This is a genomic window from Streptosporangiales bacterium (assembly GCA_009379955.1).
Lineage (GTDB): Bacteria > Actinomycetota > Actinomycetes > Streptosporangiales > WHST01 > WHST01.
Map to the genome: position 1 here is coordinate 68,578 of WHST01000014.1, position 10,852 is coordinate 79,429.

General features: G+C 72.2%; 11 protein-coding genes. 6 read left to right on the top strand and 5 right to left on the bottom strand.

Annotation, left to right across the window (positions count from 1 at the left end; all coding sequences use genetic code 11):
* Positions 1 to 5 precede the first annotated feature (5 nt).
* Positions 6 to 881, bottom strand: a complete 876-nt coding sequence (locus GEV10_06680; protein ID MQA78150.1) for a sigma-70 family RNA polymerase sigma factor — start codon at positions 879 to 881, stop codon at positions 6 to 8.
* A 96-nt stretch (positions 882 to 977) separates the two neighbouring features.
* Here GEV10_06680 and GEV10_06685 point away from each other — a divergent pair, with 96 nt between their 5' ends.
* Positions 978 to 1,433 (top strand): carboxymuconolactone decarboxylase family protein, encoded by a 456-nt coding sequence (locus tag GEV10_06685; GenBank protein ID MQA78151.1) that lies wholly within the window; start codon positions 978 to 980, stop codon positions 1,431 to 1,433.
* A 10-nt stretch (positions 1,434 to 1,443) separates the two neighbouring features.
* Here the strand turns inward: GEV10_06685 and GEV10_06690 are convergent, their stop codons facing one another.
* The 3 genes from GEV10_06690 to GEV10_06700 form a co-directional block, all read right to left on the bottom strand.
* Entirely contained in the window at positions 1,444 to 2,820 is a 1,377-nt protein-coding gene (locus tag GEV10_06690; GenBank protein MQA78152.1) for an adenylosuccinate lyase, read from the bottom strand.
* A gap of 69 nt (positions 2,821 to 2,889) precedes the next feature.
* Positions 2,890 to 3,429: a DUF1697 domain-containing protein gene (locus GEV10_06695; GenBank protein MQA78153.1), complete on the bottom strand. Its 540-nt coding sequence runs from the start codon at positions 3,427 to 3,429 to the stop codon at positions 2,890 to 2,892.
* Between the two features lie 57 nt (positions 3,430 to 3,486).
* Complete coding sequence (locus GEV10_06700) at positions 3,487 to 3,969, bottom strand: VOC family protein (protein MQA78154.1); 483 nt, start codon at positions 3,967 to 3,969, stop codon at positions 3,487 to 3,489.
* 143 nt (positions 3,970 to 4,112) lie between these two features.
* Between GEV10_06700 and GEV10_06705 the strand changes: the two genes are divergently transcribed.
* Together GEV10_06705 and GEV10_06710 are read left to right on the top strand one after the other, a co-directional pair.
* Positions 4,113 to 4,976, top strand: coding sequence for a helix-turn-helix domain-containing protein (locus tag GEV10_06705; protein ID MQA78155.1), 864 nt, complete (start codon positions 4,113 to 4,115; stop codon positions 4,974 to 4,976).
* A gap of 76 nt (positions 4,977 to 5,052) precedes the next feature.
* A complete protein-coding gene (locus tag GEV10_06710) occupies positions 5,053 to 6,366 on the top strand; it encodes a GAF domain-containing protein (protein ID MQA78156.1) in 1,314 nt (437 codons plus the stop codon).
* Positions 6,367 to 6,581: 215 nt separating this feature from the next.
* On the opposite strand, the gene GEV10_06715 is transcribed toward GEV10_06710, so the two are convergent.
* Positions 6,582 to 7,379, bottom strand: a complete 798-nt coding sequence (locus tag GEV10_06715) for a methyltransferase domain-containing protein (protein MQA78157.1) — start codon at positions 7,377 to 7,379, stop codon at positions 6,582 to 6,584.
* Here GEV10_06715 and purS point away from each other — a divergent pair.
* Genes purS through purL form a run of 3 tightly spaced genes read left to right on the top strand, consistent with a single transcriptional unit; the run spans position 7,354 to position 10,558 of the window.
* Positions 7,354 to 7,602 (top strand): phosphoribosylformylglycinamidine synthase subunit PurS, encoded by a 249-nt coding sequence (gene purS, locus GEV10_06720; GenBank protein ID MQA78158.1) that lies wholly within the window; start codon positions 7,354 to 7,356, stop codon positions 7,600 to 7,602. The two genes, GEV10_06715 and purS, sit on opposite strands and share 26 nt — an antisense overlap.
* Positions 7,602 to 8,282, top strand: a complete 681-nt coding sequence (gene purQ / locus GEV10_06725) for a phosphoribosylformylglycinamidine synthase subunit PurQ (GenBank protein MQA78159.1) — start codon at positions 7,602 to 7,604, stop codon at positions 8,280 to 8,282. Before purS ends, purQ begins: the two co-directional genes overlap by 1 nt.
* 2 nt (positions 8,283 to 8,284) lie before the next feature.
* Positions 8,285 to 10,558 (top strand): phosphoribosylformylglycinamidine synthase subunit PurL, encoded by a 2,274-nt coding sequence (gene purL / locus GEV10_06730; protein ID MQA78160.1) that lies wholly within the window; start codon positions 8,285 to 8,287, stop codon positions 10,556 to 10,558.
* Positions 10,559 to 10,852: the final 294 nt, after the last annotated feature.

The window sequence follows — 10,852 nt, forward strand, 5'->3', positions numbered from 1 at the left end:
AGGCGTCAGCGCTCCAGCATGGTGAGCTCGAGCTCACCGATGCGGGCAGCGTCGCCGACGAGTTCGATCCCGACGATCCGGCCGTCCTCGACCGTGAAGCTCCACACCACGCGCGGGCGGCCGCCCGGTGCCCAGACGGCGCCGGCGACGCCGTCCACGAGGGCTGGGCGTGCGCCGCGTGCGCGTCCCGCGAACGTCTCGACGACGGCGGATCTGCCGTCGATGCGTGCCGGCGAGCCGAGCTGCACGGCGGTACGGTCGGCGCGCAGGACGACGCCGGCGTCGAGCACCGCGATGAGCCCGTCCAGGTCACCGCCGCGCGCGGCGGCGAGGAACGCCTCGACCACCTCGCGCTGTCGCGCGCGGTCCGTGCCGCCGCCAGGCGACGCGCCGCGCACCCGCCGGCGGGCCCGGCTCGCCAGCTGCCTGGTCGCCGTCGCGGAACGTCCGAGGACCGGCCCGATCTCGTCGAACGGCACGTCGAACATGTCGTGCAGCACGAACGCGAGCCGCTCTGCCGGCGTCAGCGTGTCGAGCACGACGAGCAGCGCGACGCCGACCGAGTCGGCGAGCAGCGCCTCGTTCTCCGGGTGGGGTTCGTCCGCGACACCGGCGACGGGTTCCGTGCCATCGAGCTGCAAGGGCTCTTCCCGCCTCGTGGTACGCGACCGGAGTACGTTCAGGCATATCCGTCCGACGACCGTCGTCAGCCAGCCGCCGAGGTTCGCGATGTCGTCGACGTCGGTGCGGCCGAGCCGCAACCACGTCTCCTGCACGGCGTCCTCCGCCTCGCTCCGCGAGCCGAGCATCCGGTACGCGACACCGATCAGGTGCTGCCTGTGCCCCTCGAACCGCTCCACCAGCCAGTCGCGCTCGGTCATCGGTCACATTCCTCCGTCTCGCCGTGTCATACGACTGACCCCACCGGGCAGACCGATGTGACAACGGGCAGTGACGATCCTCGAAGGAGACAGCTGATGCAAGCACGGATGAAGAACCCGGCCATGGTGATCCCCGCTGCCATGAAGGCGATCCAGGACCTGATCGCCTCGTCCGAAGGCACCAGCCTGCCCGCGGCGACGCGCGAGCTCGTCCACCTGCGGGTGAGCCAGATCAACGGCTGCAGCGTCTGCGTGAACATGGGCGTCACGAACGGCAAGAAGGCAGGCGACACGGACGTGCGGCTGTTCGGCGTCGCCGCGTGGTGGGACTCGCCGTACTACACCGACGAGGAACGCGCCGCGCTCGCGCTTGCCGAGTGCGCGACTCGGCTGAGCGACCGTACCGACCCGGTGCCCGACGACGTCTGGAACGAAGCGGCCAAGCACTATGACGAACAGGCGCTCGCCGCGCTGCTGCTGTGGATCGGCACCACCAACCTGTTCAACCGGCTCAACGTCTCGACCAGGCAGGTCGCCGGGCAGTGGGGCTGACGACCGCGGGTCAGAGGATCGGCTCCGGGTCGTACGCCGCTGCCTTCGGGTGGGCGCGGGTCACCTGTTCCACCCGCGCGACCACGGCGCGGATCTGGGCGCCGGCGGCGCCGGTGAACGCGAGCGGCTCGGCGACGAGCGCGTCGAGGTCGGCGCGGTCGAGGCGCAGCCGCTCGTCGGCCGCGAGCCGGTCGAGCAGGTCGTTGCCCTCCTGGCCTTTCTCCCGCATCGCCAGCGCCACGGCGACGGCGTGCTCCTTGATCGCCTCGTGCGCCTGCTCCCGGCCGACGCCGCGCTTCACCGCCGCCATCAGCACCTTGGTCGTCGCGAGGAACGGCAGGTAGCGCTGCAGCTCGCGTTCGACGACCGCCGGGTACGCGCCGAACTCGTCGAGCACGGTGAGGAACGTCTGGAACAGGCCGTCCGCGGCGAAGAACGCGTCGGGCAGCGCGACCCGGCGGACGACGGAGCACGAGACGTCGCCCTCGTTCCACTGGTCGCCGGCGAGCTCCGCGACCATCGACTGGTGGCCGCGCAGCACGACCGCGAGCCCGGTGATCCGCTCGCACGACCTGGTGTTCATCTTGTGCGGCATGGCGGACGAGCCGACCTGCCCCGCCTGGAACCCCTCCGTGGCCAGCTCCTGGCCCGCCATCAGCCTGATGGTGGTCGCGAGGCTGGACGGCCCGGCGACGGCCTGGACGAGCGCCGACACGACGTCGAGGTCGAGCGAGCGCGGGTAGACCTGCCCGACGCTGTCGAGGACGCGCGCGAAGCCGAGGTGCCGTGCGACGGCGGTGTCGAGCGCGGCGTACGCGTCGAGGTCGCCGTCGAGCAGGTCGAGCTGGTCCTGGCCGGTACCCATCGGGCCCTTGACGCCGCGCAGCGGGTAGCGCCGCAGCAGGTCGTCGACCCGCTCGTACGCCACGAGCAGCTCCTCCGCCGCGCTCGCGAAGCGCTTGCCGAGCGTCGTCGTCTGCCCGGGCACGTTGTGGCTGCGCCCCGCCATCGCCAGGTCGGCGTGCTCGGTGGCGAGCCCGGCAAGCCGGGCGAGCGCGGCCACCATGCGGTCGCGGACGATCGTCAGGGCGTCACGCACCTGCAGCTGCTCGACGTTCTCCGTCAGGTCGCGCGACGTCATGCCCTTGTGGATGTGCTCGTGCCCGGCCAGCGCGCTGAACTCGTCGATCCGCGCCTTGACGTCGTGGCGCGTGCGCCGCTCGCGTTCGGCGATCGACGCGAGGTCGACCCGGTCGACCACGCGCTCGTAGGCCTCGACCACGCCGTCGGGTACGTCGACGCCGAGGTCGCGCTGGGCGCGCAGCACCGCGAGCCAGAGCCGGCGCTCGAGGACGATCTTGTGCTCGGCCGACCACAGCTCGACCATCGGCGCGGACGCGTACCTGCCGGCGAGGACGTTGGGGATCACCCGCCCATTGTCCCGCGTCCGGGTGGATCAGGCGTGGAGGAGGGTGTGCAGCCTGGTCACCGTGTTCCAGTTACGGGTGGTCGCGGTGACGCCCCACTGCCTCTGGACGGGGCCGGAGACGTCGGGTGCCGCCATCAGGCCGTCGGGGCACCATTGGTAGATCACCCGGTCACCGACGGCGACCTCGCCCGGCGCCAGCGTGACGGGATCGAGGTCCGACATCCGCTTCCTGTCGGGGGTCTCGAACAGGAAGTGAACCATGAGCCGGGAGCCGTTGTCGGCGATGCCGGCGAGCGTGTTGCCGTCGACCACCGCGTCCATCTCGCCGGCGGTCTTCACCAGGCAGGGCACGGCGCGGCCGAACCGTTCCTCGACGGCCGCGCCGATCTCCGCGGCCACCGCGGCCGGGTCGGGGCTCGGCGCGGTGAACACGGCGTTGCCGCTGTTGAGGACGGTGCGGACGGAGTCGTAGCGCAGGGACGTGAGCAGCTCGCGCAGGTCGGCCATCGGCATCTTGCCGTGGGACCCGAGGTTGACCCCACGCAGCAGCAACACGTGTCGCGGCACCACCCCACACCCCTTCCGTAGGAGAGGAACCCTTCTGCGAAGCCGCCGGAGGCAGGGCTATTGTGCGGCCTGCGCCGCGACCCACTCGTTCACACGGCGCTCCGCCTCCTCGCGGGAGACGTCCTCGACCCGCGTCATGATCGCCCAGCGCCGCCCGAACGGGTCGCGGATGCTGGCGAACCGGTCGCCGGTGACGAACGTCTGCACCTCCTCGCGGACGGTCGCGCCCGCCTCGACGGCGCGGGCGAACGTCGCGTCGACGTCCGCGCAGTACAGCGCCAGTGAGGCGGAGGAGGTGTCGTCGTCGGGAGGCGTCACGAGGCCGAGCTCCGGGGCGGCGTCCCCGAGCTGCAGGATCGAGTCGCCGATGCGCAGCTCGGCGTGCATGACGCGCCCGTCGGGGCCGTCGTTGCGGCTCAGCACCTCGGCGTCGAACACGCGCTGGTAGAACTCGATCGCCCCGCCGCCGTCGGTGACGACGATGAAGGGGGTGAGGCTGTGGTAGCCCTCGGGGATGGGGGAGACGGTGTTGTCGGCCATGGGTGCCATCCTTTCCGGAGGACGGCCGAGGGTCTTGTAAGAACGCGACAGAAGGGCAGGAGCTGACGAGCGCGCCGCAGGTAGGGGTCGCGACACCTGGCGGAGGCGAGCGAGGAAGCGGGCCCGTGGTGAGCAGGGTGGAGATGCGCCGCACTACCAGCGACAAGGGCATCCTGCGGCCGCAGGAGGCCGCGGAGCACATCGACCTGCGCCGCTACCCGCCCGAGCCCGACGTGGGGCGTTTCGTCGAGCGCTACTGGGCGGTGCACTGGGACCTGCGCGACCGTGACCCGTACCGCGTCGACATCATCTCGCACCCCTGCGTCAACGTCACCTTCACGACGGAGATGGGCGGCGAGGTGCACGGCGTCGGCACCCGCACGTCGAGCCATCCGCTGGCCGGTTCCGGACGGGTGTTCGGCGTGAAGTTCCGTCCCGGCGGCTTCTTCGCGTACGGCGGGCTGCCGGTCGCCTCGCTGACCGACAGGTCGGTGCCGCTGCGCGAGGTCTTCGGCCCGGCCGCCGACGCGCTCACCGACGCCGTCCTCGACGCCGACACCGACACCGACGAGCGTCGCATCGGACTCGTCCAGGCGTTTCTGCGGCAGCGGCTGCCGGTCACGGACGATCCGGCGTACCACCTGCTCGTCGGCATCGTCACCACCATGCTCGACGACCGTGCCGTCACCAGGGTCGACCAGGTCGCCGCCAGGTACGACATGTCCGCCCGCACCCTGCAGCGGCTCTTCCACCGCTACGTCGGCGTCGGACCGAAATGGATGATCAGGCGGTACCGGCTGCACGACGGCGCCGAGCTGCTCGCCACCGGCGCGGTCGCCGACCCCGCGGCGCTGGCCGTCGAGCTCGGCTGGTTCGACCAGGCGCATTTCACGCGCGACTTCAGTGCCCTCATCGGGGTGTCACCCGTCGAGTACGCCATGGCGTGCGCTACAACGGGTGACCGCGAGCCCATGGCGTTGGTCGGCGCCACACCCGCGGGAGGTTAAGCTCGGGTCACGGAACGAGGTTGCTCATGGACGATGCATCCGGGTGCAGTCGCCGCGCGCCACGCGGGGCGGCCCTGTGACCAGTGCATGGGTGGCCTGGCCGGGCGACGTCGACCCACGGCGACTGTCCCGTTCCCTCCATCTGGCCCACGAGCGCTTCGTGAGCACCGGCATCCCCGACCGAGGGTTGCGCGGCGTCGTCGCGGACTCCTGGCAACGGTCGATGACGGCCGGAGTCGACCCCGACGCGGTGGGCCCGCCGATCGAGCTGTCGACGACCGCGGTCGACGAGTACCGACAGTCCCATCCGCTCGCCGCGGTGATGCCGATCATCCGCCAGTTGCTGGTCCGCGACGCCGTCGACAACACGTTCGTCGTGGCCGTCACCGACGCCGACGGGCGGCTGCTGTGGGTCGAGGGTGATCCGCTGGTCAGGGAGCGAGGCGAGGACGTCCACCTCGTGGCGGGTGCCACCTGGCGCGAGGACGTCGCGGGCACCAACGCGGTGGGCACGGCGCTGGTGCTCGGCCATCCGGTCCAGGTCTTCGCCGCCGAGCACTTCACCAGGACCGTCCAGCCGTACAGCTGCACCGCCGTCCCGATCCGTGACCCGGCCACGTCGACCGTGCTCGGCGCCGTCGACGTCACCGGCGGCGACAGCGTCGCGACTCCGCAGGTGCTCACCATGGTCCGCGCCGCGGTGGCCGCGGCAGAGGGCGAGCTGCGGCTGCGGCAACTGGTCGGCAGCGGGCGCCACGCCGTCCGCCACTCCGTGCGCGTGCCCCTGCACGTCCCGACCGGCACCCTGCGGCTCGCGGTGCTCGGGCACGATGCCGCCGTCCTCGACCTGCCCGGGCGTTCGATCAGGCTCAGCCTGCGCCATGCGGAGCTGCTGCTCCTGCTCGTGCTCCACCCGGGTGGCCTGACCGCGGAGCAGCTGTCGGTGCGGCTGCACGACCACGACGTCCCGACGGTGACGGTCCGCGCAGAGCTGTCCCGGTTGCGCCGGATGCTCGGCGGTGGCGTCCTCGCGTCGCGCCCGTACCGGTTCCTCCCGCCGGTCGAGACCGACGTCGCCGAGCTCCGCCGGCACCTCGACCGCGGCGCCTACGCCGAGGCGTTCGAGCTGTACGGCGGACCGGTGCTGCCGCGCTCCGAGGCCCCTGGCATCGTGCCGTTCCGCGACGAGGAGGCGCGCCACCTCAGGGACACCCTGCTGGCACACGCGCCCCCCGAGATCCTGCTGACGTACGCGGAGTCGCCTGACGGCCGCGACGACGTCGGCGTGTGGCAGGCATGCCTCGACCGCCTGCCGCCCACGTCCCCGCGTCGCACCCGAGCACGCAGCCGACTGCATTGGCTGCATCGCGAGTTGTCCACCGCAACGTAGTTGCAACGTTACGGCGCATAATCTGGTCCAGTCAGGTCGATGTCGGGCATCCCGATCGGATACCCGACATGGCGTACGGAGGCGGCGGGGGAGCTCCGCCGCCTCCTGCCGTTCGGCGGCGGGTACGTCGGCCGGTCGCGGGGGAACCGGTCGGCCGACATGGTCGGGTCTGCCCGTCCGCTCGCCGCCGAGGCAGGGCGTCCCTGCCAGACCGTTCAGAAGCGGCGCCACCAGAGGTTGACGGCGTAGTCGACGCCGGTGCCCTCGTGCTCGGCGACGACCTGCTCGGCCACCTCGCGCCGGAACTCGATCCTGACGACCGCCTCGAAGTCCTCGCGCGACGCGAACTCCCAGCGCATGTCGACCTGCTGCCTGGTCCATCCCCTGCGCGCCCAGAACTCCACCACCGCCCTGGCGTCATGTCGGGGGAACGCCCGCCGGAACCAGCCGCCGAACGTGCTGCGCGTGGCGTCGTTGTCGATCACGAACGCGACGCCGTCGCGGCGCATGACCCGGCCGAGCTCGGCGAGACCCGGCTCGCAGCCCGGTCCGAAGAAGTACGCCCACCGCGCGTGCGCGACGTCGACGCTGTGGTCGGGAACCGGCAGCGCCTGGGCGATGCCCTCGCGCACCTCGACACCGGCGAGGTCCGCGCACCGGCGGCGCGCCGCCGGGACCAGGCCGCGATGCGGTTCGACGCCGATCACCCGGCTCGCCGCCGCGGCGAGGCGCGGCAGGTGGAAGCCGGTGCCGCAGCCGATGTCGAGCACCGTGGCGCCGTCCCAGCCGCGGACCTCGGCCATCGCCCGCTCGATCGCGCCGTCCGGGTCGACCCCGCGGTTCTCGGTCTCGTACGTGCGCGGATGGTTCCAGATGTTGGGGCTCGGCCGTGCCCCCGTCACGACGTCGGCCACCTGCCGAGCGTACGCTGGGAGCGCCTGCCGCCCCGCACGCCCACCTGCACTGCTGTGTCGATGGAGGAGAGCGATGTCCCGCGTCGTGGTCGACGTCATGCTGAAGCCCGAGCTCCTCGACCCGCAGGGGCAGGCGCTGGTCAAGGCGTTGGACCGGCTCGGCTACACCGGCGTCACGTCGGTCCGGCAGGGCAAGCGGTTCGAGCTCGAGGTCGAGGGTGCCGTCGACGACGCCGTGCTCGCACGGGTGCGCGACGCGGCCGACACCCTGCTCGCCAACCCCGTGATCGAGGACTTCACCGTCCGCGCCGAGGTGGGTTGATGCCCGCCCGCGTGGGTGTGGTCACGTTTCCCGGGTCACTCGACGACGCCGACGCCCGCCGCGCGGTGCGCCTGGCCGACGCGGAGCCCGTCCGGCTGTGGCACGCCGACGACGACCTGCGAGGCGTCGACGCCGTGGTCCTGCCCGGCGGCTTCTCGTACGGCGACTACCTGCGCTGCGGCGCGATCGCTCGCTACGCGCCGGTCATGACGCGGCTGATCGACGGCGCGAGCCGCGGGCTGCCGGTCCTCGGCATCTGCAACGGCTTCCAGGTGCTCTGCGAGGCCCACCTGCTGCCGGGCGCCCTGGTGCGCAACGACCACCAGCACTTCGTCTGCCGCGACCAGCGGCTGCGCATCGAGAGCACCGACACCGCCTGGACCTCCGCGTACGAGCCGGGCCAGGAGATCGTCGTGCCGCTGAAGAACGGCGAGGGCGGCTTCGTCGCAGACGCCGCGACGCTCGACCGGCTGGAAGGTGAGCGCCTGGTGGTCGCCCGCTACCTGGAGGTCAACCCGAACGGCTCGGCCCGCGACATCGCCGGCGTGCGCAACGAGGCGGGCAACGTCGTCGGGCTGATGCCCCATCCCGAGCACGCCGTCGAGGAGCTGACCGGACCGTCCACCGACGGGCTCCCGTTCTTCACCTCCGTGCTCCGTTCGCTGGTGGGTGCGGCGTGAGCGTGTCGACCACGACCCAGCTCGACACCGTCGAGCGCGCGGCCGAGACACCCGACGTCGAGCTGCCGTACGCCGAGCTGGGGCTCACGGCCGACGAGTACGCGCGCATCCGCGAGATCCTCGGCCGCCGCCCGTCGGCGAGTGAGCTGGCAATGTACTCGGTCATGTGGAGCGAGCACTGCTCGTACAAGTCGAGCAAGGTGCACCTCGCGACCTTCGGTGACAAGGCGCCGCAGAGCGACGCGTTGATGGTCGGCATCGGCGAGAACGCCGGCGTGGTCGACATCGGGCAGGGCTACGCCGTCACGTTCAAGGCCGAGTCGCACAACCACCCGTCGTACGTCGAGCCGTACCAGGGCGCGGCGACCGGCGTCGGCGGCATCGTGCGCGACATCCTCGCGATGGGCGCACGTCCCGTCGGCGTCATGGACTCGCTGCGCTTCGGGCCCGCCGACGCGCCCGACACCGCGCGCGTCCTGCCCGGCGTCGTCGCGGGTGTCGGCGGCTACGGCAACTGCCTCGGGCTGCCCAACATCGGCGGCGAGGTGTCGTTCGACCCGTGCTACCTCGGCAACCCGCTGGTCAACGCGCTCTGCGTCGGCGTGATGCGGCACGAGGACCTGAAGCTCGCGAAGGCGCCGGGGTCGGGCAACAAGGTCGTGCTGTACGGCGCCAAGACCGGCGGCGACGGGATCGGTGGCGCCTCGGTGCTGGCGTCGGCGACGTTCGACGCCGACGGCAAGCCGGCGAAGCGGCCGAGCGTCCAGATCGGCGACCCGTTCACCGAGAAGCTGCTGATCGAGTGCTCCCTCGAGCTGTTCCGCGCCGGCCTCGTCGTCGGCATCCAGGACCTCGGTGCGGCGGGCCTGTCCTGCGCCACCAGCGAGCTCGCGTCCGCGGGCAGCGGTGGCATGGACGTCACCCTCGACGACGTCCCGCTGCGCGATCCCTCGCTCACGCCCGAGGAGATCCTGATGAGCGAGTCGCAGGAACGCATGATGGCGGTGGTCGAGCCGGGTCGCGTCGACGACTTCCTGCGCATCTGCGCGAAGTGGGAGGTCGAGGCCACGGTCGTCGGCACGGTCACCGAGTCGGGACGGCTGCGGATCGCCTACCGCGGGCAGACCATCGTCGATGTTCCCCCGCGCACCGTCGCGCACGAGGGCCCCGTCTACCGGCGCCCGTACGCCAGGCCCGCGACCCTCGACGCGGTGCGCGCCGACGACCCGGCACGGCTGCCGCGTCCGACCGGTGGCGACGAGCTGCGCGCCACGCTGCTGCGGCTGCTCGGCTCGCCCGAGCTCGGCGACAAGGGCTGGGTCACCAACCAGTACGACCGCTACGTCCTCGGCAATACGGTGCTCGCCACCCCCGACGACGCGGGCATCCTGCGGATCGACGAGGAGTCGCGGCTCGGCGTCGCGCTGTCGCTCGACGGCAACGGCAGGTACTGCGCGCTCGACCCGTACACCGGGGCGCAGCTCGTGCTGGCGGAGGCGTACCGCAACGTCGCGGTCAAGGGCGCGCGGCCGCTCGCGGTCACCGACTGCCTGAACTTCGGCTCGCCGGAGGAGCCGGGGGTGATGTGGCAGTTCGCCGAGACCGTCCGCGGCCTCGCCGACGCCTGCGCCGAGCTCGGCACGCCCGTCACCGGCGGCAACGTCAGCTTCTACAACCAGACCGGCGAGCAGCAGATCCACCCGACGCCCGTCGTCGGGGTCCTCGGCGTGCTCGACGACGTCGCGACGCGGATCCCCGCCGGCTTCCCCGAGGACGACCTCGCGCTCTTCGTCGTCGGCGTCACCGGGGACGAGCTCGGCGGCTCGGCCTGGGCCCACGTCGTGCACGGGCACCTGGGCGGTGAGCCCCCGCGGGTCGACCTCGCGGCGGAGCGGTCGCTCGGCGAGCTGATGCGGCGGCTGGCCGCCGCCGGCACGGCCAGAGCGGCGCACGACCTGTCGCACGGCGGGCTGGCGCAGGCACTGGCGGAGAGCTGCCTGGCCGGCGGCCGGGGTGCGCGGGTCGAGCTGCCCGGTCACCTCGACTCGTTCGTCGCGTTGTTCAGCGAGTCGAGCGCCCGGGCGCTGGTCGCGGTCCGCCGAGTCGACGAGGACGCGTTCGCCGGGCACTGCCGCGACCTCGGCCTCGTGTCCACCGCACTCGGCGACGTGCACGGCGACGCGCTCGAGGTGCGTGGCCACGACGCGTCGTTCTCGGTGCCGCTCGCCGAGCTGCGCGAGGCGCACCGCGGTGCGTTACCACACCTGTTCGGCTGACCGGAGTTCTCGCGAAGGCTCGGCGTGTCCTCCGCCGGGCCGCCGAGCCCCCATGCTCCACTGGTAGCTGAACGCCGGGGCGAGGGAGGGGAAGGCCCTCGCCCCGGCGTGACCACGTTCTGCGCGTCCTTCACTCCCCAAGGCCCTGGCTGGTCCCGTTGATCACGTTCATTCGAAAATGGCTGTCAGGTGGCTGCCTGGGTGAGGGTGACGGTGTAGCCGAGGGTGGTGAGTTGGTGGGTGAGTCGGGCTTTGCGGTGGGCGTGGTTGCCGGTGTGTCGGTTGGTGTGCCAG

Coding starts and splice junctions, on each gene's coding strand:
- GEV10_06680 (MQA78150.1), bottom strand. CDS start 881: ATGACCGAGCGCGACTGGCTGGTGGAGCGGTTCGAGGGGCACAGGCAG.
- GEV10_06685 (MQA78151.1), top strand. CDS start 978: ATGCAAGCACGGATGAAGAACCCGGCCATGGTGATCCCCGCTGCCATG.
- GEV10_06690 (MQA78152.1), bottom strand. CDS start 2,820: ATGGTCGAGCTGTGGTCGGCCGAGCACAAGATCGTCCTCGAGCGCCGG.
- GEV10_06700 (MQA78154.1), bottom strand. CDS start 3,969: ATGGCCGACAACACCGTCTCCCCCATCCCCGAGGGCTACCACAGCCTC.
- GEV10_06705 (MQA78155.1), top strand. CDS start 4,113: ATGCGCCGCACTACCAGCGACAAGGGCATCCTGCGGCCGCAGGAGGCC.
- purS (MQA78158.1), top strand. CDS start 7,354: ATGTCCCGCGTCGTGGTCGACGTCATGCTGAAGCCCGAGCTCCTCGAC.
- GEV10_06715 (MQA78157.1), bottom strand. CDS start 7,379: ATGACGTCGACCACGACGCGGGACATCGCTCTCCTCCATCGACACAGC.
- purQ (MQA78159.1), top strand. CDS start 7,602: ATGCCCGCCCGCGTGGGTGTGGTCACGTTTCCCGGGTCACTCGACGAC.